General features: G+C 62.0%; 12 protein-coding genes. 6 read left to right on the top strand and 6 right to left on the bottom strand.

All coding sequences use genetic code 11. From position 1 onward, the window contains the following. Positions 1-337: 337 nt before the first annotated feature. The gene (locus tag ASE00_RS07635) at positions 338-4,540 is read right to left on the bottom strand and encodes a translocation/assembly module TamB domain-containing protein (protein ID WP_056378707.1); all 4,203 of its coding nucleotides are present in this window, start codon (positions 4,538-4,540) and stop codon (positions 338-340) included. Beyond that, positions 4,540-6,537: an autotransporter assembly complex protein TamA gene (locus ASE00_RS07630; RefSeq protein ID WP_235538566.1), complete on the bottom strand. Its 1,998-nt coding sequence runs from the start codon at positions 6,535-6,537 to the stop codon at positions 4,540-4,542. Before ASE00_RS07630 ends, ASE00_RS07635 begins: the two co-directional genes overlap by 1 nt. Before the next feature lie 188 nt (positions 6,538-6,725). Here ASE00_RS07630 and ASE00_RS07625 point away from each other — a divergent pair, with 188 nt between their 5' ends. After that, on the top strand, positions 6,726-7,265 hold the full coding sequence (locus tag ASE00_RS07625) for a YihY/virulence factor BrkB family protein (RefSeq protein WP_235538565.1): 540 nt from the start codon (positions 6,726-6,728) through the stop codon (positions 7,263-7,265). A gap of 762 nt (positions 7,266-8,027) precedes the next feature. Here ASE00_RS07625 and ASE00_RS24315 read toward each other — a convergent pair. Together ASE00_RS24315 and ASE00_RS07615 are read right to left on the bottom strand one after the other, a co-directional pair. Next, complete coding sequence (locus ASE00_RS24315; RefSeq protein ID WP_082594512.1) at positions 8,028-8,267, bottom strand: PRC-barrel domain-containing protein; 240 nt, start codon at positions 8,265-8,267, stop codon at positions 8,028-8,030. Between the two features lie 298 nt (positions 8,268-8,565). Beyond that, complete coding sequence (locus ASE00_RS07615) at positions 8,566-8,847, bottom strand: hypothetical protein (protein WP_056378702.1); 282 nt, start codon at positions 8,845-8,847, stop codon at positions 8,566-8,568. A gap of 744 nt (positions 8,848-9,591) precedes the next feature. Between ASE00_RS07615 and ASE00_RS07610 the strand changes: the two genes are divergently transcribed. Together ASE00_RS07610 and ASE00_RS07605 are read left to right on the top strand one after the other, a co-directional pair. Next, a complete protein-coding gene (locus tag ASE00_RS07610) occupies positions 9,592-11,676 on the top strand; it encodes a tetratricopeptide repeat protein (protein ID WP_056378700.1) in 2,085 nt (694 codons plus the stop codon). 103 nt (positions 11,677-11,779) lie between these two features. Next, positions 11,780-15,898 (top strand): beta strand repeat-containing protein, encoded by a 4,119-nt coding sequence (locus ASE00_RS07605; protein ID WP_056378698.1) that lies wholly within the window; start codon positions 11,780-11,782, stop codon positions 15,896-15,898. Positions 15,899-16,197: 299 nt separating this feature from the next. Here the strand turns inward: ASE00_RS07605 and ASE00_RS07600 are convergent, their stop codons facing one another. Beyond that, positions 16,198-16,440, bottom strand: a complete 243-nt coding sequence (locus tag ASE00_RS07600) for a helix-turn-helix transcriptional regulator (protein WP_056378696.1) — start codon at positions 16,438-16,440, stop codon at positions 16,198-16,200. A 630-nt stretch (positions 16,441-17,070) separates the two neighbouring features. Here ASE00_RS07600 and ASE00_RS07595 point away from each other — a divergent pair. Continuing rightward, a complete protein-coding gene (locus tag ASE00_RS07595; RefSeq protein WP_056378694.1) occupies positions 17,071-18,822 on the top strand; it encodes a ParB/RepB/Spo0J family partition protein in 1,752 nt (583 codons plus the stop codon). 63 nt (positions 18,823-18,885) lie between these two features. On the opposite strand, the gene ASE00_RS07590 is transcribed toward ASE00_RS07595, so the two are convergent. Continuing rightward, positions 18,886-19,161 (bottom strand): HU family DNA-binding protein, encoded by a 276-nt coding sequence (locus ASE00_RS07590; protein ID WP_056378691.1) that lies wholly within the window; start codon positions 19,159-19,161, stop codon positions 18,886-18,888. A gap of 143 nt (positions 19,162-19,304) precedes the next feature. On the opposite strand from ASE00_RS07590, the gene ASE00_RS07585 reads away from it, so the two are divergent. Together ASE00_RS07585 and ASE00_RS07580 are read left to right on the top strand one after the other, a co-directional pair. Further along, the gene (locus ASE00_RS07585; RefSeq protein WP_056378690.1) at positions 19,305-20,225 is read left to right on the top strand and encodes a HEPN domain-containing protein; all 921 of its coding nucleotides are present in this window, start codon (positions 19,305-19,307) and stop codon (positions 20,223-20,225) included. A 412-nt stretch (positions 20,226-20,637) separates the two neighbouring features. Next, a complete protein-coding gene (locus tag ASE00_RS07580) occupies positions 20,638-22,659 on the top strand; it encodes a DUF3363 domain-containing protein (protein WP_082594510.1) in 2,022 nt (673 codons plus the stop codon). Positions 22,660-22,736 lie beyond the last annotated feature (77 nt).

The raw sequence follows: 22,736 nt of genomic DNA, 5'->3' as shown, positions 1-22,736 counted from the left end.
TCCGAATTGCCGGTAATATTCGGCCATGGAATGCGGGAATACCGGCCGGGGCAATCGACCTCGAGCAGCGATGAGTTTCAATCTGATATAGCATAGGGTCAATAGAGCGGCTGATGCGCTGATATAATAAAACATAATCTCCTCTGGGCCATGGAGCGCTCTCAAAGCGGTCCTGATTCTGGATAGGATATTTATATCGTAATACGATATAAATATCAAGGATGGGATGTTCCTCAGGCGCTGAGGCGCGCCGGAGTCGGCCTATTTTGATCGTCGAGCAGGCCCCGATGAGCGGACGATTGCAATCAAGGAATCAAGGAATCAAGGCCGTCGCGGGTCAGTACTCCTTTGAATAGCGCAGGCTGACGTTCGAGCCACCGAACGAGCCGGTCTGACTGAGAATGCTCAGCGCTTTCGATATGGCGACTTCGATCTGGGTCGCCGTGAACCCACGCGCGTCGGTGATGATCTCCACATAAATGTCATTCGAGATATATTGTCCGGCGGCGAGCGCGGTACCGCGTCCCGCGGTCTTGTCGGCGCCCAGCACGCGCAGCCGGTCGATCCCCGACGCCGAACGCAGCTTGCCCAGCGGATTGAGCCCGCCACCCGATCCGCGCAGCGAATTGAGCGCGGCGGCGAGCTGGATCGCCTGGGTGGGCGACAGCGAGGTCACCGAACTGCCGAACAGCAGTCGTGACAGGACCTCGTCCTGCGGCAGCGTCGGAGTCGAGGTGAAGGCGATCAGCGGGTTGAGCGCATGGCCGCCGATATTGATCGTGGCGCTCACGCCCTCGACGCTGGTCGTGGCCGAAAGATCGAGCTGCGGATCGTTGACCGGTCCACCTTCGAACCGTACCTCGCCATCCTCCGCAAGGTCGAAACGCCGCCCGGCGAAGCTGTACGTGCCGCGCACCACCGATAACCTGCCAGTGACCCGCGGATCGCTGGCGCTCCCGCGGACCCTCAGATCGGTTGCCCATTCCGCTTCCAGTCCCATGCCGCTGACAAAGATCTTGTTGTCCGCACGGACCCGTATATCGAGCTTCCACATGCTGGGCAGACCGCCGGCATCCACCTCTCCGGGCTTGGCAGCTTGATCGGTGCGACGGCGGACTCCGGTCAGTTCGGGGACTTCGGCAGCACCCTGGCGGATGATCTGATAGCGTGCCTCGGGGATGGTGAGCTCTCCTTTGATCCGAGCGCCGCCCGCCTTGCTGTTGGTGATCGCTATTGTCCCGGAAACGGTGGCGCCAAGGGCATCGCTGCGCGCGAGCTGGGCGCGGTGCAGCTCCGCCTTGAGGTCGATGGGGAAGCCTCGCGCCGCATCGAGACCGATGGCGCCGCTGGCGCTGATCGTTCCGCTGCCCGCCTTACCCGTGAGCGATGCGATCTGCAGCGATGACTGCGTGAAGCGACCATCGACCGCGATGCCTGAAATCACGGTGCCATAGGTCTCATTCTCGTAGCGCAGCGCATTCGCACGCACCACGCCGTTCAGCGTAGGGGTGTCGAGCCGGCCGCCGAAATCGGCACCGAGCGCGACCGAACCGCTCACCGTCTGCCCGGCGACCCCGGTCAGGGTCCACAACACGTCGGCGGGGCCATTGTAACGGATCCCGCCTGACAACGGCGCGTCGAACAGCCGCTCCGAGAGCGTGGCGCCAGGGCCCAGCGGGGCAAGCCGTGCCTGAAGCCGCCCGACGATACCGCCACCGCGCCGGATCAAGGCCCGGATATCACCGCCGCCGGCATCGAGGGTGCCGAGCATCGCGATATCGACCGGTGCCGAGACGACATAGGCGGCCGTACGGGTGAAACGCGCGATATCAAGGCGGGCCCGTGCCGTCGGAGCGGCGGCACCCGCGGCTAGGCGGTAGTCAACGGTCCCGGTCGCCCGGCCACCAAGGCCGAGGCCGGGCAGGAAGGCTTGCGCGATCGAGACATCCATGTCGGACAGACGCGCATGGAGCGTGGTGCCGGCCCCATAGCTCCCGCTCAATTCGACCTTGCCCTGCGGCACGATCAGCGTAACCGGCTGCAGCGTCCAGCTCGCTCCGGCCTTGGTCGCGACAGCGGGCGCGGCGAGCGAGAAGGCGACGCCGTTGGCGCGGCCCTTGGCATTGGCGACAACCCGGGTGGGAGCAAGCGCTGCCTGCAGCTGAATATCGAAGGGCACGCCGCTGCGACCGCCGGCGACGAGCGCGACCTTGCCTTGGCCAGCCGCATAGGTGACGCGGCCTTGCGCCAGACTCAGCATCGCTTCGCCCTGACGGACATCCTGCAGCGCGAACCGGCCGGTGACCGATGGCCCCTTGTCCGCCAGGATTGCGCTGGCGGTCACGCTGCCCGACCCGATCGCGATGGGACTATCGCCGGGGATGCGGGCGGCGCTGGCGGTGACGGCGAGATCGGCACGTTGATCGGCGCCCGCTGCCGTCAAGCGCACGGTGCCGTTCAGTCCCGATCCCGCCAGTGTCAGCGTGCCGGCAAACGGTCCGGTCGGAGCCTGGACCAGCCTGCCCCGGAGATCGACTCCCGCGAAGCTGGCCCTGTTTACCTCGATGGCAAGCGGTCCGCGCCCGCTGCGCACAAGCAGGTCAGCGTGGAGCGGGCCATAGGCCGACCGTGCGCTCGCGCGCACCGCATAGCCGGCGGGAACGCCGCGCAACTCGGCGTTCAACTCACGCAGATCGACCCCGAGACCAGGCTGCGTCGCCTTCAATCGGACGAGCGGGCGTTCTAACGTGCCCGAAGCTGTGACGGTGAGCGGGCCATAGAGCTTCGACATCGCCTGCGCGGTGAAGACGATCCGGCCAGTGTCGACATTGTACCGACCCCCGCCGCTGGTGATCGCGAAGCCGGGCGCGGTCATCCGAAGGCCGGTCAGCGACGCCGTGCCATTCTGGTCGAAACCGAAGCGCGCGGTGGTCACCGCATTGCCGCCGAGCGTGTCGCGCAAGGTCGCGTTGTCGAGGCTGCGCGTCGCCAGACGGAACACGCCCTGGATGCCGAAGCTGCCCTTGGCGCCCGGCACGAGCTTCGCGTCGGTCACAAGGCGGATCCGGCCGAGCCCGTCAATCCGATAGTCGTTGACCCGGCCCTTGATCGCACCCGTGTAACGGCCTTCGGCCGGATCGACGAGCACGATAGCGGTTGCATCGATCTGCTCGGATTTGAGCTTCAGATTATCCGACATCAGCCGCCCGTTCGACCAAGCGAGGTCCCCATTGACCGCGAGATTGGTGAGCAGTCCGCCGGCCGCAGCGTTGAGCCCCGTCACCCGACGGGCGGTTGCATGTACCGGGATGCGGATGCGATTGGCATCAATCGTCGAGCGTCCCTCGGCGCTCAGACCCTCGACACCCATCGTTCCGAAGCCGATCGACGTTGCCGAAAGCCGATAGGCGATGGCGGGTGTTGCGAACGGCCCATCGATCGTCGCTGCGAAGGCGACGTCGCGCCCGCGGACATTCTCGGCGATCGCGCCGGGAGTCAGCAGGCGTCCCGAAATCTTTAGGCTCCCAAAGCGATTTTGGCCGAGATCGACCAGTCCCGCGCCTTTCACGGCGATCGCGCTCGATCGTGCGGCGAACCGCAGATCGGCACGCCGCTCGCTGAGAGCAGCGGACACATCTAGCGACAGCTTCGGCGCGGTCAGCCGCGCAGCCGGGCCAGTCAGTATCGCGCTAGGCATGGCGTCGCCTTTTAGCGCGAAGCTTCCGTCGCGTGCGGTGAGCGTGAAATCGGCAAGCGCAGCATCGCTGGCGCGGCCCGTCAGTGTTCCGTTCCACGCCTGCCAGTCGCCGCGGCCCTTGAGGATAAGCGCCACCGGCGTGCCGAGTTGCGTATAGCGCTCGATGAGCCCGCCACGCGGAGCGCTCATGGCGGCATCGATGACGAGCCGGTTGGCGGCGGGAACGGCATCAAGCCGCACCGTCAGACTGTCCCCGGCGGTTACGCCCGGACTGGGGAGCGTGCGCGCATTGAGATCAAGGCGGGCGCGGCCGTCGGCTATGTCGACTGAACCGGTCAATCGCGCGATATGGCGTTTGCCGGTGATCGCCGGCGCGATGACGATCCTGTCAATGTTCAGCCGGCTGAGGGAGATATCGATATCGGGCAGCAACGGCGCGTCCGGATCGGCCGGAACGGGTTTGAGGACGGGCAGCCGAAACAGCCGCACGACGGGCGCGGACAGCTCGCGAACATCGATTTTGCCCTGGCGCAGATAGGCGAAGGGCCGCCAGTCGATCGTGACCGCGCCCGCGGACGCGAACACGCCCTGGGTGTCGAAGACGCGAATATTGTGGAGCGTCATCCTGCCATAGAGCGTTCCGTCGATCCGACCGATGTCGACGGCCAGACCGGATTCGGTCCCATAGGGAAGGAACTGGCTGGCGACGAAGCGACGGCCGGGACCGCTGTCAATGGCCAGGAGCAGTGCGGCCGCGAGCGCGGCCAGGACCGCAAGCGCGATGCCGACCCGCTTGGCGATCCGGTGCGAGCGCGGCGTAGCGAGCACATCTTTCTCGGCCATCAGAACGCCTGGCCGATCGAGATGTACAAGGCGATCTTCGATTCACCGGGTTGCCGGTTGATCGGGGTAGCGACGTCAATCCGAAACGGACCAAAATTGGTATAGTAGCGCACACCGATGCCGGCACCGTAGCGAATGTTTTTGATGGACGGTGTGGAGGCTTCGCCGACCCGCCCCGCGTCGAAGAAGGGGACGATGCCATAATCGCCGAAGCGATAGCGCGCTTCAAGCGCGAATTCGGTAAGCGACCGGCCACCGATCGGCTTGTCGTCGATATCCTTGGGGCCTAGCTGCTGATAGCCGAAGCCGCGCACCGATCCACCGCCGCCGGCGTAGAGGCGCCGTGAGGGCGCGATGTCGTCGCGCGCGGCGCCCACGATCGAACCCACCCGCGCGCGGCCGGCCAGGGTCAGCGCGTCGCTGATCGGATAATAGGCGCTGCCTTCGAACAACAGGCGCGCATAGCCGTCGAAGCCCCCTCCCGAACGTTTCTGTGCCTCAGGGCTGAGCCGCCCCGACAGCCGGAAGCCTTTTGTCGGATCGAGCTGACTGTTTGAGCGATCATAGCCGAGCTGGAGCGGGATCGCGGCGATGAAATAGGTGTTGCGGTCGCGAACGAGTGTCGCCGCTTCGAACGGCGTCTCGCGGGTCGCGACTAGTTCGCCGCCAACGCTCCAGGTCCAGCGCTTCTGGAAGATCGGCGTGCTCTGGCGCGAAAGGCTGCCCGACAAGGTGATCGTCTGCGCATTATAGGCGTCGAAATCCTGCCGTGCGACCGAAGCGCCGAGCGCGAAACTGCGATCGCGCTGGCCGGCGTTGGACCGCCGAAAGGTCGTGCCGAGGCTCTGCTGCAGGGTGCCCGCCACCGCTTCGACGGTCAGGGCGCCCTCTGGTGGGAAGAGATTGCGGTGCGTCCATGATCCGGTGAGCTTGATCCCTTCGCCGGTGCCATAGCCAGCGCTCGCGGCCAGCTGGCGCGCCGGACCCTTGGTCTGGCGTACCAGCACATCGACGACCTCGGTGCCGTCTGCCGCCATCTGTCCCGTCCTGACCGGCTCGATCGCGTTGGTTGCAAGCAGGCTAGTTGCAATCAGCGCCTGGCGCAGGTCATCTACCTGTCGGCTGTCGTAGAGCTCGCCTTTATCGAAGCGGCTGATCACGGTCAGATGCTCGGGCGTGAACACGGGATCGCCCTCGGTGCGGATCACGCCGAACCGCGATTTGGGGCCCGAGTTGATCGGCAGCGTATAATCGCCATGATGGTCGCGATCATCGAGCAGTATGTCCCGCTGCCCGACCTCGACAAAGGGATAGCCGGCTTCTGGCAGGCGTAAAGAGATCGCGGCTTCGGCACTCTGCACGTCCGCCGCGACGATTGGATCGCCGGTTTCTAAAGTCAGCGCCTTGCGGGCAAGCGCTGTCGGCTCGGGCGCAGCACCGGTTATCGCGATCTTGCCCAATCGATAGCGCGCGCCCGGCGTTGCGCTAAGCTCGACCGTCAGGCTGTTGGTCGCATTGGGCAGCGTGTCAACCGCGACGGTGGCGATCCCATCATAATAGCCCTCGCTGCGCATCAGCCGCTCGGCGAGTTGGACATCCTCATCGGCGCGCGCGGAGACCTGTGCGGCATTGGCGGCGCGTCTCCCGTCCTTGAGCAAGGCGGAGAGGTCGCGAAACGAGTCGTCTAGGCCGACCGGCTCGAGACCTTTGACCACCAGCGTATAGCGGATCTCGGGCATTTTTTCCGATGCGACGTCGATCTCCGGCGGGGGCTCGGCGTCGAATGTCGCGATCGGTGCGAGCGGGGTAGTCAGGGCCGGATCGGCGGGGAAGTCGGCAGGTCCGGCGATGGCGTCGCCATTCGACGACAATGACCCCGGCCCGGGCGTCGGCACGAACACGAGCGACGGAAGGCTTTGCTCGAAGGCAGGGTCGCTCAGAAGCCGGTCGTCGGATGTATTTTGGGCATGCGCTGTCGACGCCAGCGCGATGCTCACGGTAGAAACCAGCCATGTCGACACTGTTCGCAAGGGCGCCCCTTTTTTCATCGGTCGCCCGCACCGCTCGTCGCCGATATTGTCCTTAATGCTCAAAGGTCGGGCCCCGCCCAGGTTCCCAGCGCCAAGAAATTCCCATGACTTTCCGTCAGGTCGCGCGTTTGGTCTTCGGGAGCGGCACCATGGGCATGAGACAGAATAGTATCGAACTCGGCGCCGTCCTCGTCGGGATCGCCGGCGTGCTGGCGGCGTCGGTGCTCGGTTTCGTTCAGGATCTGATCAGCGGCATCGGACCGGTCGCAGCGGCCCCTGTGCGGATCGTGACATGGGCCATCGCTGGCCTGCTCGTCATCGCGACCATCGGGGCGACCTACCGTTTCGCACCCTATCGCACCAACGCGCAATGGCAGTGGCTCAGTGTCGGCGCCGTCCTGGCGACGGTGCTGTGGCTGCTGGCCACCCTTGGCATCGGGTTCTACGCGTCGCACTTCGCTGGCTATGACGCGACCTATGGCTCGCTGAGCGCGATCGTTGTGCTGATGATGTGGTTGTATGTGTCGGCCTACGCCATCTTGATCGGCGGTTTGATCAATGCTGAGGCCGAACGCCAGACGGCGGTCGACACCACTACGGGTCGGCCCCGGGCGATGGGAGGCAGAGGCGCGACCGTCGCCGATACGAGCGCCGCGCTTCAAGACGCTCCGCACGCCGCGCATCTTTCGGATTGAACCGTGCGCCAAGCGCGGTAGCCGCCCATTGCCAGCAGAGCGAGCCCCAGGAGCGGCCTATCCCGGCGCATTGCAAGAGCGACGCCTGTTGTCAGCAACATGGCATCGACCGGACCGACAGCGGTCATTCCCAAGCGTTTGTGAACGAAGCGCGGGACAAAGCCGGTGGCAAGGGTGCGGATCACGGTAATCTCCCGGTCGTCGATAATTAGTTCGCTCGCGGCTCGTCGAGTAGGCTACTCAGCGGCACGCCTTGACATGGGTTGCCGACGACTTCGTGCCTTCAATCGTTATCGCTAGTCCTTGTCTTTCCATGCTTGTTTTGCTCGGCCCGCTCGCAGTCTACCTTGTGAACCGGCCAATGAGTGACGCTGCGGTTACGGTGGAGCGAGCCACGGCATTTGATGTCTTCATGAGCAGGATTGTGTCCGGTCCTTGGGTGGCGCATGGTTCGAGCTCGCATGCCCAGGGAGCGCTGGGACATTTACGACGGCCACGTCCAACCCTTGTTTAAGCTGTCTGCGCCATGACGCGGATTAGGGGTCGGCAAGTCGTCAAACCCGCGAGCGGATCCGTCGGATCGCTCACTTACAGCTGGAATATCGATCAGAACGGCACGCCATAGTGACCGTAAATCCCCATTCCATATGCGCGATCAAAGGCGGGCATATTTTCTCGTCCGAAGCGGGGTCCGGTCTCGAGCGCCTCTTTCTTTATGCCAACCACATAGCCGCCAAGCTTCTCGTCATAGCGCAGGATCGGCTAAGGAAGCGGATGATATTGCTCACCAATGCCTAGAAAGCCCCCGAAGGACATCACGGCATAGCGAACTTGGCCGTCATATTTGTCGATCATCACACAGTAGATCGAGCCGATCTTCTCGTCGCGTGAGTCATACACGGCGGTGCCGGCGACCTTATCGGACGAAATCGTGCGATCTGTCTCCTCGATGGGTAGGCGGTTCTCGATATTTTCGGGATAATCGGAGCGGGTGACGGTCATGATGATCTCCTAGTCTGCAGACCTTGCCTGATGAGGTGCGAATGCCAAACCGGACGTTGGCCGGAAAATTCGCTGGTCATTTCGAGTGATGCTCGTGATGGGAGCAGATGCGAGACGTCGACGCTCTCAGCCGCCAGTCCCTGATAATTCAACGGTTCGCGGCCTGTATCGTTTCATCGGATTGCCGTTGGCCTATTTAGAGGTTGCTACAACCATCGTTCGCAGAGAAGGCAGTCGCCGCCTGACCCGCGCTTACGACACCCAGGCCGATCAATGTCGTCCGTGGACTCTGCAGGGTCTAGTCGATGTCGAGAGCGGTGACGAGGATATGCGGCATTCCGAATGCTTCCGAGGTGTCCTCGTAGGCGCCCTGATCATAAAGCCGCTCCGCCGCACGCGCTAATGTTTCATAATGCTGGTCCACAAGCGATCCGGTATTGCGGCCCGATATCCATCCGCCCAATTTCATGCAGGCTCCGGTGTCTAGTTCGACCAACACGGGGTCACTGTCTATCATGCCAAGCAATCGGAGATGATCGGGATCCCGACTCTGATGTTCCAAGATAACACGCTTGAACATTTCCCAGCTCCTCTACGATAGCGTTAGGCGATCTGCCGTGATCACATTCCTTAGGTCAGCCCAACGACACGCCATGGTTCGACGGCCAGCCTTGCGATTGATCGGCGGCCGATCGACAGGCCCTGTTTGGGCGGTCTAGTCCTCGTGGCTCACAGGATGCTGCGCATTCACCGCAGGCCGAATGAGGACAGGAAAAGCTGGAGCCACCGTCCATAACGGGGGCGGGAGCTTTCTGCGTACAAGCGACGCCGAGCGGACTGGCGTCGCTCACCTCTGATTCGAAGGCGACATGAGGCATATATATCGGATTACGACATATATGCAATTGTTGGCGCGCTATCCTGGTATCGGAGGTTCTGGCGGGTTGGAAGTTGTTGACCCGGTCTCGAGCTTATTGTGGCGCACGTTGGGCCGTGCAGCGCGGAGCTCTGCAGGAAGGCTATCGGCAGGCCCGACCCGCCGGATGCGCGATGCAGTGTGTTGGAGAATACGGACCAGACTCAGGAAACAAGCCCGCATGGGAAACTGTTCTGTTCACATGTTCTTTGATAACGCCATAGGTCTGTTGCGCGTCATCCTGATGTCAGCGCTGGCCTATGGGTCGCTTATTCTCGTGCTAAGAGCGGCAGGAAGCCCATAAGATCCAGCGAGGGGCGCGCTCGCCAAGGCACGCTTTTACGACGTGCGGTCTGCACCCTTCATTAACCATAAATCGCGATAAGCAATTGTCCCCACGTGAAGAAAATGACCAATATGTCCTTGGAAATTAATGTTTCTGCCAAGATTCAGATGATCGTTGCCGCTTTCTCTCAGGGGCGCTATGAGGAAGCGCTTCGCGAACTCGATCCACTGATGCAGATCGTTCCGGATCAGCCTGCGCTCTATAACATTGCTGGCGCCGCCTATGCGGGAACCGGGCAACTGGAACAGGCGATCACGCGCTACGACAGAGCCATTGCGCTGCAGCCCGATTTTGCCGACGCCTACTCGAATCGCGGCCTCGCATTTCGCGAACAGGGGAAGGCTCTTGATGCCCTGGCCAGCTTTGACATGGCGATCCAGTGCAATCCCGGCCTTGCAGACGCTTATTCGAATCGAGGAATTCTCCTCAACGATTTAGGGCGAACCGCGGAAGCCATCGAAAGCTATGATCGGGCTATCAGCCTGATGCCGATCTTTCCCGTCGCGCTATACAATCGGGCAAACGCGCTCGTCAAACTGAGGCGCTATGAGGACGCGTTGGCCAGCTTCGATCAGGCTATCGCCCAAAAGCCTGACTATGCAGAGGCCCTTTGCAATCGGGGGAACGTCCTGCACGAGTTGGGCCGGTTGAAGGAGGCAGTAGACTCCCTCGATCGCGCTATCGCCATCAAGCCTGACTATGCTGCCGCCTATAGCAATCGGGGCAATGTCCTGCATGAGACCAGGCAACTGGATGTGGCGCGGATCAGTTATGAAAAGGCTATCAGCCTGGTGCCTGACGATGCCGAGACCTTAGGCCGATTGGCGTTCCTGAAAGCGCACATGTGCGACTGGCACACGTTGCGATCGCTCGATATTCCCGCCTTGGGCATTCGGACCGCCGCGATTACCCCCTTCAACATGCTGGCACTCGATGACGACGCCGGGCGACAGCTAAAGCGGTCCAGAAAATGGGCCGAAACCAAATATACTGTCCGGAAAAGACCCTCGTCACGCCCGCGCGCCGCCGACGCTCCGATCCGGATCGGCTATTTTTCCGCAGATTTCCACAATCATGCTACCATGTGGTTAGTCCACTCGCTGTTCGCAGCGCATGACAGAAGCCGTTTCGAAATCCATGCCTTTTCCTATGGGCCCGACCGGCAGGATTTCATGCGGCGCCGCGTGATCGATACAGTCGATCATTTTCACGATGTCCGGTGCCTGAACGACGAGGCGATAGCTACCCGAGCGCAGGCTGCATGTATCGATATCGCGGTGGATCTGAAGGGGTACACACAGGATACCCGATCGGGCATTTTCGCACATGGTGCGGCACCTATCCAAGTCGCCTATCTGGGCTATCCGGGGTCGATGGGAGCGGACTTCATCGATTATATCGTCGCTGACGCGATAGTGATTCCTCCCGATCTGCGGCGGCATTACAGCGAAAAGCTGATATGCCTGCCCGCTAGCTATCAGGTGAACGACGATCGGCGCCCGACGGATGGCAAGCTGACCAGCCGGGCCGATGAGGGGTTACCGGAAGAAGGTTTCGTTTTTTGCTGCTTCAACAACAGCTATAAATTCTCCCCTGATTCTTTCGATGTCTGGATGCGACTTCTCACAAGTGTCGATGGCAGCGTCCTATGGTTGCTGCAGGACAATGAATGGGTCGTCGGCAATCTCCGGCGCGAGGCGCGGGACCGGGGCGTCGATCCCGACCGGATCATCTTTGCTGAGCGCGCTGTGCTGGCGGACCACCTTGCTCGTCATCGACATGCCGATCTGTTCCTCGATACCTTCGCCTGTAACGCTCACACGACAGCCAGTGACGCGCTCTGGGCCGGTGTGCCAGTCGTAACCAAGTTGGGCAACAGCTTCGCATCACGGGTGGCAGGCAGCCTGCTTCATACGGTGGGCTTGCCCGAACTCGCGACCGACAGCGTTGAGGCGTACGAAAGCCTTGCCTTGTCATTGGCATCAGATCCGGCCAGGCTCGGCGTGATCAAGGCGCGGCTGGCGGCGCAGCGCTCAGCTTCCCCCCTTTTCAACACGATGGCGTTCACCCGGCATCTCGAACGGGGTTTCATCGAAGCATTCGATCGACAGCTCCGATCCCTGCCTCCAGATCATATCATCTTGTGACGAGTAAGGCCCTCAGCGAAATTTGATCCAATTTGGCTTATTTCTCCGTAGTTTAATAAAAATGCTGTTGATAGCCTCCCTGTGGGCAAAACAGGAGATATCGATGGCGACCATCACCGGAACATCGGGCAACGATTACCTCACCGGCACAAGCGGAGCGGACACGATTTCCGGCCTTGATGGTAACGATCGGATGATCGGAGGCGCTGGCGCCGACGCTTATGACGGAGGCAACGGGTTCGACTGGGCGAGTTACGAGACGGCAGGGTCGGCGCTGGTCATCGATCTGTACGACGGAAGCCGAAGCACGGGAGAAGCCGTGGGCGACACTTATACCGGTGTGGAGAGCTATGTCGGAACAGCCTATAATGATGTTTTCTGGGCAGGTAGCACGACCACGACGTTTGATGGCGGTCCAGGAGGGGATGATGATGTCGTCAACTACTCGCTTTCCGCCGCAGGCATCACTCTCACTTTTAATCTGACGACCACCACGCAGACGGGCTCTGGGGTCGGAGGTCTCGCTCAGGGCGACGGTTTTTGGGCAATCGACCGTGTGATCGGCACAAGTTACAACGACGTCTACAATCTCAACGGCAACGTTAGCACCGTTACGATAACCGAGGCGTCGGGAGGTGGAACCGACACCATCCAGACGAATCTCAACAGTTATTCATTGGGCGCCAACATCGAGAATCTTACCTTTACGGGGACGGGCAATTTTTCTGGCGAGGGGAATGGAGGAAATAACGTCCTCACGGGAGGGGCCGGCAACGATCTTCTCAGGGGGCAAAGTGGTGCGGATCAACTCATCGGAGGCGGCGGCACCGACACGGCGAGCTATCAGAACGCTGTAGCGGGCGTGACCGTTGATCTGAAAACCGGCGCAAACAGCACGGGCGACGCGGCCGGCGATACCTTTTCAAGTATCGAATGGTTCAGAGGATCGCTCTATGCCGACACCTTCATCGCAAGTTCGGCCGCTGAAGGCTTCGACGGCAACAGCACGGGCGATACCGTGGATTATTCCGGATCTGGTGCTGCAGTTAACGTCAATCTCGTGTCCGGTATGGGAAGCGGCGGCGATGCGACCGGAGATAGTTATGTGAACATCGAACGCGTCAAAGGTTCGGCCTACGACGATGTATATACGATAACCAGTGCACACGTAGTGGTTGAGGCGCCTGGCGGCGGAATCGACGAGGTCCGTACCTCGGCTTCCAGTCTCAGCATTCTCACATTCGCCAATGTCGAAAAGCTGACCTACACCGGCACGGGAAATTTCACGGGCGAGGGCAATTCTGGAAATAACACCATCACCGGAGGATCGGGCAATGACACCCTCAAGGGAGCTAGCGGTGCCGATTATCTTGTCGGTGGCCTGGGGACAGACACCGCTAGCTATGACAATGCCATAGCTGGTGTAACGGTCGACCTTAAGACCGGGATGAACAGCACGGGCGATGCCGCCGGTGATACGTTTTCGGGCATCGAATGGTTCAGGGGGTCCAGTTACAACGATACATTCATCGCCAGCGCGGCGACTGAAGGTTTCGATGGAAACGGGGGCATCTCGGATATAGTCGATTATTCCGGTTCGAGCTCTGCCGTTACAGTGAACTTGGTAAGCGGCTCAGGCAGCGGCGGAGATGCCGCGGGCGATACGTATGCCAATGTGGATGGAGTGAAGGGGTCGGCCAATGACGACATCTTTGTTCTTACCAGTGGACAATTCGCGATTGAAAGTACCGGTGGAGGTGTCGATGAAGTTCAAACAGCTTCCTCTACGTTTGATATCATCAATTTCACCAACGTAGAGAAACTCACGTTCATCGGTAGCGGAAATTTTGTCGCCACGGGCAATTCGGGTGCAAATACGATCACTGGAAAGGCAGGAAACGATACCCTTTCGGGAGCCGAAGGCAACGATACTCTGATCGGAGGAGCAAGCGGGGATCAGCTTAATGGCGGATCGGGTACCGATACTGCGAGCTATGAGACTTCTGTTTCCGCAATTTCCTTGAATATGAAGACCGGGACGCATACCGGCGACGCTGCGGGCGATATCTTCAACAGCATCGAAGCCTTCAAAGGCTCGAACTCCAACGATACGTTTGTAAGCGGTACTGCGTCGGACAGCTTTGACGGCAATGGTGGGACCGACACCGTGGACTACTCCACGTCAGCCGCAGCCGTCGCCGTCAATCTGACCGGGGGCACTGGTAGCAGCGGTGACGCAGCAGGCGATACCTATACCAGCATCGAGAAGGTGATAGGCTCGGCATATGCCGACACGCTGTCGTCAGCAATGTCGGGCGACACCTTGGCCGGCGGGACAGGAAGCGATATCTATGTCGTGGGAGCCAGCGGGATCACTGTCACGGAAGCATCGGGCGAAGGAACCGACGAAATCCAGACGTCCCTGGCCAGCTTCAGCATCGCCGGTATCGCGAACGTGGAAAACCTCTCCTATACGGGTTCAGGCAACTTCGTCGGCACGGGTAGTGCGGGCAATAACGTCATCACGGGTGGTGTCGGAAACGATACCCTCATCGGCGGTGCCGGTGCGGACCAGCTAATCGGTGGCTCAGGAACCGATGCTGCCGACTATTCGGCTTCCGGCTCAGCCGTCACCATAAACCTGACGGCAGCTACGAGTAGCGGCGGCGACGCCGCCGGCGATAGCTTCTCCAGCATCGAAAAGGCGATCGGTTCGAACTATGCCGACTCCCTATCGTCTGCCACCTCCGGGCACACTCTCGCTGGAGGAGCGGGCAATGATATCTATGAAGTCGGGTCAAGCGGCGTCACCGTCGTTGAGGCTTCTGGTGAAGGAACCGACGAGGTTCAGACCGGATTGTCGAGCTTGAGTATTGCCAGTTTCGCCAACGTGGAGAATCTGACTTACACGGGTTCATCCAGCTTCACTGGAACTGGAAACGCGGGCAACAATATCCTGACCGGGGGCAACGGGAATGATACGCTTATCGGCGGGGGCGGCGCGGATCAATTGATCGGCGGCTCCGGCACGGACGTAGCCAGCTACGAGAACGCTTCTTCAGGCGTGACGCTGAACTTCAAGACCGGAACGCACACGGGCGATGCGGCTGGTGACAGCTTCACCAGCATCGATGCCTTCAAGGGTTCGAATTTCGCAGACACCTTTGTCAGCGGTGCATCAGCCGACACGTTCAACGGCAATGGTGGGACCGATACCGTCGATTATTCGACATCAGCTTCGGCTATCACGGTCAATCTTACGGCAGGGACGGGCAGCGGCGGTGATGCTGCTGGTGACAGCTATACGAGCATTGAGAAGGTGATCGGTTCTGCCTATGCGGATAACTTGTCCTCTTCGACTTCAGGACACATCCTGGCCGGTGGAACGGGCGATGATCTCTATTTCGTGGGATCGAGCGGTGTCACGGTCACCGAAGCCCCCGGCGAGGGCAGCGATGAGATTCAAACCGGCCTGTCGAGCTTCAGCATCGCCAGCTTCGCCAATGTGGAGAATCTCACTTACACAGGCTCATCGAACTTCATGGGTACCGGTAATACCGGAGATAATATCGTCACCGGGGGGATCGGCGACGATACACTCGTTGGCGGAGCTGGCAGCGATCAGCTTATAGGCGGTTTCGGAACGGACACCGCGGATTATTCGGCGTCGGCTTCCGCAGTGACCGTCGATCTGACCACAGGGACGAGCAGCGGTGGCGATGCGGCTGGCGACAGTTTCGCTAGCATCGAAAGGGTGATCGGCTCTTCCTATGCCGACAATCTCTCCTCATCGACCTCGGGCCACAATCTTTACGGAGGAGACGGCGACGATACGGTCGCGATTGGCGACGGGACCGCGTTGGGGGACGGCGGCAATGACACTATTAGCAGCGATGGCACTATTGCCGTTCTCTATGGCGGCGCGGGCGATGACACTTTCTCGGTCATCGGTAGCGCGAGCATATTCGGCGGAGAAGACAGCGACACCTACGATCTGAGTTCGGCATTGCTCGATACGGTGACGGTGCGCGACGATGGCAGCACCGGGTTCGACAAGGTTTTCCTGCCCTTCTTGGATTCGACGTCCTTCACGCAAACTCAAGTAGGTAACGATCTTGTGCTCGCTGATGGAACCTATAGCGTTTCGTTAAAAGACTGGTTTGCCGGATTTAATACAATCGAGGAGTTTGAAACTCTCGACCATAATACCTTTACAATATAATCTGTCGATCCCGCCGCCCGCATGTGTGCGGGCGGCGGGACTTCGACCGGTCTTTCTCCAAAGAAGACGAAGCGTCGCCATTTCGACCGGCAGTTCGCGTCAATGCACGCGTGAAGCCCCGCATATCGATGCATCTTGGCTCTTGGTGCGCAAAGAGGCGATGCGAGCAGCTCGCCTGACCTCCACAGCAGCAAAGCGCGACTGCCGCCCTAAGTATGGACAGTCCGCAATCCCATTCGCTCGCCCTGCTGAGCTGGTGGATGAACGAACGGCAGCTTTCACGATTGATCGAAGCCAGGCTACGACCGGGATTGGGGCGCATTGCAGTCTTCAAGGTTTGGGGCCTCTGTTTTATAAGACAACGGATTGTTCATCCACTGGATGACCGCTGACTCTCGCCAGCCTGCGCATCGCATGGCGATCCTGATCTGTCGGGGGAAGGTGCCGGCCTCGACCTTCCTGTACAGCGTCGAGCGGCTAAGGCCGGTGCGATCGAGCACGGCGTCGAGGCGTAGAATACGATCGGGTTGATCTTGGGTCATCTTGGCAAGGTCCTGGGCTGAAATGGGCGATTGATCCCCCGCGATCAGATTTGAGGCAACATGATCTCCCTGCAAGATGCCCGGTCGCCAGATGCCTTCGTCGTCACCGCAAAGATATGGTGTTGCCCCATAAGAACCAGCGCCTGAGGTGGTGTGCTGACATCTGCTCAGCCCTTTTCGGCTCCGCGACAGGCCGGTGGCACATCACCAGGATTGATCATCGGCGATGTGGCGAGCCTTCCCGGCCTTGAGTGCGCTGGAGGCGGATCGACAATCGGGGCGTCTCAGCCTGTGGCGGACCGCGCTCTATTCCGCTGCCGCTCCACCGAGCCGCCGGCTGCGCCAGCGTCTCGTCCCTGTCGGGCGACGATCGCATGACGCTGCTGGATCTGGCGATCCAGATACGGCCATCGCGCGAGCGCGATGACGTCGACCGGCCTGCGGCGGCGGTGTGGGCGTCGCTTGTCCTCTAGGACCTCCGCGGCGTGCTGCAACCCGGCTGCGCCGGGTCCTCCTCTTCGTTCCGGCCCTTCGGATGCGGCCCGCCTCCGACGGCGGTCCTGCCGGCCAGCTCCTGTCGCCCACCCCGCCTTTCGGGGCCGGTTGCGGCTTTTGAGAAGGAGCAAGGCTATGGAACTGCGTCATATCGATATCGCCCGTCTGAGCGTCTCGCCAGCAAACATGCGGGGTGCGAAGAACGTGCCCGACCTCGCCAATATCCTGCCGTCGGTCAGGGCGCGCGGGGTCTTGGTCCCACTGATCGTCAGGGCCAATGGCAAGCCTGACCATTATGAAATCGTCGCGGGCAAACGGCGCTACCATGCGGCGCTGGCGGTGGCTGACGAGGGCGGGGCGGTCGAGGCGCTTCCCTGCGCGATCATGGCGGCAGGCGACGACGCGGCGGCGCTCGAAGCCTCGCTGATCGAGAATATCGCCCGGCTCGATCCCGACGAGGTCAGCCGCTGGGAGACCTTTACCCGGCTGGTCCGCGAGGGCCGCAGGCCCGAGGATATCGCGATCACCTTCGGACTGACCGACGTGCAGGTGAGGCGGACGCTCGCGCTCGGCAATCTCATGCCGCGCATCCGCAGTCTGTACCGGGCGGAGAAGATCGATGCCGTGACGGTGCGTCATCTCACCCTTGCCTCGAAGGCGCAGCAGCGCGACTGGCTGGCCTTGTTCGACGATGAGAAGGCCTATGTCCCGATCGGGCAGCAGTTGAAGGCATGGCTGTTCGGCGGTACCTCGATCCCGGTCAAGGCGGCGCTGTTCGATCTCAAATACTATGGCGGCGAGATCATATCCGACCTGTTCGGCGAGGAGCGCTGGTTCGGTTCGGCATCGGATTTCTGGGCGGCGCAGCGCGTCGCCATCGAGGCGCGCGCCGACGCCTATCGCGGGGCGGGCTGGCAGGATGTCGTCATCCTCGGTGAGGGCGAAGCCTTCCACGGCTGGGAATATGAGCGCTATCCCAAGCGCAAGGGCGGGCGCGTCTATGTCGCTATCGGCCATCGCGGCGATGTCAGCTTTCACGAAGGCTATATCTCGGCCAAGGAAGCGCGAAGGATGGAGCGCGGCGAGCCCGTTGAGAAGGCGGTGCGGCCCGAGATCAGCGCGGCGGTCCAGAATTATATCGACCTTCACCGCCACGCCGCCGTTCGGAACCGGCTGCTCTCCAGTCCGGATGCAGCACTGCGGCTGATCGTGGCGCATGTCATCGCCGGATCATCGCTGTGGCGCGTATCGGTCGAGCCCCAGCACGCGCACAACGATGCGATCAGCGAGAGCGTCGAGCTCTGCCCATCTGAGACGGCATTTGATGCGCAACGGCGTGCAGCGCTGGCGTTGCTCGGCTTCGATCCTGATATGCCGACCGTGACCGGCGGCTATATGGGGGAGGGTGGTCTGTCGGGCCTGTACCGCCTGCTCACGACGCTGAGCGACGATGTCGTGCTTGATGTGCTCACCCTCGTCATGGCCGAGACATTGGAGGCGGGGAGCGCGCTGATCGAGCTGCTCGGGGTCGATCTCGGTGTCGATATGGCGGCGCTGTGGACCGCCGACGACGCCTTGCTCGACCTCATCCGCGACCGCGAGGTGATCGGTCATGTCCTGTCCGACGTGGCGGGTGAGGATGTGGCGAACGCCAATGCCGACGCCACCGCCAAGGTCCGGCGCGGCATGATCCGCGATTGCCTCACCGGCGCCAATGGGCGCGCGAAGGTCGAAGGCTGGGTGCCGAAGTGGATGGCATTTCCACCGTCGAGCTATACCGAGCGGGGCGGGGTCGGCACCGTCAAACGGGTGAGGGCGCTCGGCGAACTGCCACCGGCTGCGGTGGTTGTCGGGGATAGCGCCCCCGACGATGCGACGCTGCATTGAGCGCTGCTGTCATCATCCCGAACGACCGGGCCGGATATTTCCGGCCCGGCTTCGGATGCTGGATCAGCCGTTGAGCTTGTCCTTGATCGCCTTGGCGGGGGTGAAGCCGAGCTTCTTCGACGCGGCGATCTGGATGGTCGCGCCGGTGGAAGGATTGCGGCCTTCGCGGGCGGCGCTTTCCTTGACCTTGAACTTGCCGAAGCCCGGCAGCGAGACCTCCTCGCCCTTGGCGGCCGCGTTCGCAATCCCGGCGAACACGGCATCGACCAGCTTCTTGGCGTCGGCCTTGCTGAGGTTATGGGCGGCGGCGATCTGGTCGGCGAGGTCGCTATTGTTCATGGAGATACCTTTCTATGATGTGTCCGGCTGGTGTTGACGAAGCGCCGCGCCTTTAGCCGTGACTTGGGTCACATCGCCAGTCCGGTGAGACCCGGGGTACGATTTTTCTTGGCAATCCGCCGCCACCGCGCGAGTCTGAAACCATGAGGCCGATCACCGCCAAGGACATAGAGCTGCCCGAGGGCAAGCGCCGCGAACTCGAGTTCGTGGTGCAGCTGATCCGCGACGGTTTCGCCGAGGCGATCGAGCGCCGCAAGGCCGAGCGGCTCAAGGACGGCAAGCTCCTCAAGATCATATTGTTCGGCTCTTACGCGCGGGGCGACTGGGTCGAGGACCCTGTAGGCCGATATTTTTCCGACTATGACATCCTCGTCGTCGTCGACCATGAGGATCTGACCGACGTCCCCGAATTCTGGCTGAAGACCGAGGACCGGTTGCTCGATGCGCTGTCCGAAGGCACCCGGCTGCGCACCCCGGTCAGCCTGATCTATCACAGCCTCGACGATGTGAACGAGAAACTGCGGCTGGGCCGCTATTTCTTCATCGACATCCTGCGCGACGGTATTTTGCTGTTCTCGGAGAGCGGCTTTCCATTCGCGAGACCCCAGCCCTTGTCGCCCGAACAGGCGCTCCGGGAGACGCAGGAATATTATGAGGAATGGTTCGAGAGCGCGGTCGCTTTCGCAAAAGGCGCTCAATATTACCGCAGCATCGAACGCCCAAAAGAATCGGCATTCAATCTACATCAGGCTGCCGAACGGCTCTATCATTGCCTCCTTCTGGTGCGCTCCTTGTACAGTCCTAAGACGCATAATCTGAACCGCCTGCGCTCACAGACCGAGCAGCTTGAGCCAAGGTTGAAGGCGATCTGGCCCTCGACCAACAAGTTCGAACGGCGCTGCTACGACTTGCTTCGCGCCGCCTATGTGAAGGCGCGTTATTCACGCCAATATCGCATCACCGACGAGGAACTGGCGTGGCTCGGCGAGCGCGTCGAGCTGCTCACCGCGCTCATTCGCGAGCTGTGTTTGGAGCGCATCGAGGCCCTCGCAAAGGCTGCCTGATCGGCCCACTCCGCGTCGGCCTTTGACGAAATCGAACAGCAAATCCGTTGAGCTGCGCTGCCTAGGAGGTCCCGCATGCCAGCAAACCATGCGCACCATACGGCAGATTCTGGCGGTCTATCGGCAGCGGCTGACGGCATGCCTCGCCGCTTGAACTGTAGATGTGCGGAGATGGACGGACAGAGAGGGGCGGAAAAGGGGGAGGGGGATATGGCAAGATAAACCGGGTTGCCCCGGCCAGGCCTCGTGGCCCTAAGCTATTGTCTGCACATCATTTTTTAGGGAGGTCTGCTTGCTCCCTTTGCGGCCGCAGGGAGACTTTGCGAGCCTCGCGACCCCTTCGAGCCCGGCGTTCCGGCGCTTTCCGGGGAGATACTTGCGAGGCGGTGCAGCGCCGACCAGCTTTCGCATCATGACACAGGATGACGATGGCTTCGAGTTGTGGCTCGGCCGGATACGCAGCGGCGGCAGCGCCACGGCGGGTGGTGCCCGACAGCGCCGCCTGCTCGAGCGGATGGCGCGCTCGGGCGGCAATCCACGGAGGCTGCGCAGCGTCGTGGCGGAGGCGCCGCGACCACGCTCGGGACGCTTTAACGGTCGGGGCCGCGGCGCGGCGGTCGCGGCATCCATCCCGCGCAGTTCGGGCTGGTCGTTCGACGACGTCACCGGCGCGCGCGTCCGGATGCGCCGGGTGACGGTCAAGGCGCGGATCGTCAAGGCCGCGGGCAAGGCTGGCGGCGCTGCCGCTCATCTGCGCTATCTCGAACGCGACGGCACCACCCGCGACGGCACGCCGGGCAAGCTCTTCTCGACCTTCAGCGACGAGGCCGACCGCGATGCGTTTCTCGAGCGCGGCGCTGATGACTGCCACCAGTTCCGCTTCATCGTCGCACCCGAGGATGGCGGGAAGCTCGAGGAGCTCAAGCCCTTTACCCGCGATCTAATGGCGAGGGCCGAGCAGGATCTCGGCACCACGCTCGACTGGGTCGCGATCGAGCATCACGACACTGGCCACCCCCATGTCCATATCGTCGTCAGAGGGGTGACCGAGGATGGCAAGACCCTCAACATCGCCGGCGACTATATCGCCCATGGCATCCGCCACCGCGCCAGCGAGATCATGACCCGTGAGATCGGAATGCAGAGCGAGCATGAGGTCGCGCGCCAGCTTGGCCAAGAGGTCGACGCCGAGCGGCTGACCCGACTCGACCAGGCGCTGCTCGGACGGGCCGAGGATGGCCTCGTCGATCTTTCGCAGGCGATGGGCCGGACCGGCCTTGGCGAGGACTATCGCCAGCTGCTGATCGGCCGGGCGCGCACGCTCGAGCGCATGGGCCTGGCGGAGGCCGGGCTTCCGCTAAACTGGAGGCTCTCGCCCGGCCTCCGCCAGACATTGGACGAGATGGGCCGGCGCGGGGACATCATCCGCACGCTTCATGCCGCGATGACCAAAGATGTTGCCGAGCGCTCACCGCAGCTTTATCGCATCCGGTCGATGGACGATGAGCCGGTCGTCGGCCGCATCGTCGCGCGTGGGCTCGTCGATGAGCAGGCCGACCGCCGCTACCTGATCGTCGACGGCATCGATGGGCATAGTCACTATGCCGACATCGGCGAGGCCGAGGGCAGCTTTCCCATCGGCAGCATCGTCCGGCTGTCCTCGTCGCACATCGAGCCGCGCACGGTCGATCGGACCGTCGCCGAAGTCGCCGCCGGCAATGGCGGCCACTATTCGGTCGATGCGCATCTGCGTCATGATCCGAGCGCCAGTGAAGCCTTCGCCCAGGCGCATGTCCGCCGGCTCGAGGCGATCCGGCGCGCGACCGGCGGGGTCGAGCGGTTGTCGGATGGCAGCTGGACGATCGCGTCCGATCATCTCGGCCGGGTGCGGGCCTATGAGGCTCAGCAGGCCGAACGCAGACCGGTGATCATCGAGACGCTGTCGCCGGTCGGGATCGAGCGGCAGCTGTCGGCCGAGGCGCCGACCTGGTTAGACCGCAGGCTGGCGGGGGAGGAGAGCAGCCCGCTCGCTCCTCATGGCTATGGGCTCGATGTCGCCGCCGCGCTGCGCCAGCGCCAGCAATGGCTGGTCGAGCAGGGGCTTGCCTACGTGCAGGGAGAGGATGTCGTCCTGCGGCGTGGCGCACTCGACCTGCTGCGCAGGCGCGAGCTGCTGCGTGTCGCTGGGCAACTGTCCGATGAGTTGAGTCTCGCCTTTGTCGAGCATCGTGACGGCGAGCGGATCACGGGCATCTATCGCAAGACCGTCGACACCCTTGGCGGGCGTTACGCGCTGGTCGAGCGCTCGAAGGAATTTTCGCTCGTTCCTTGGAGGCCGATGCTTGAGCGGCAGATCGGGCGCGAGGTCAGCGGGACGCTGTCGCGCGGCGCGGTCGACTGGACGATTGGCCGAGGGCGTGGGCTGGGGCGCTGAGCCCGATCCTGCATCTCGGTGCACCAGAGAGACTCTCCCGGCGCGCCACTCGCGAATGCATCATCGGGATCGATGGC

This window comes from Sphingomonas sp. Root710, assembly GCF_001429065.1.
Taxonomy (GTDB): domain Bacteria; phylum Pseudomonadota; class Alphaproteobacteria; order Sphingomonadales; family Sphingomonadaceae; genus Rhizorhabdus.
Note: the sequence above shows the minus strand (reverse complement) of the source record. Positions and strands in the feature narration are given on the sequence as shown.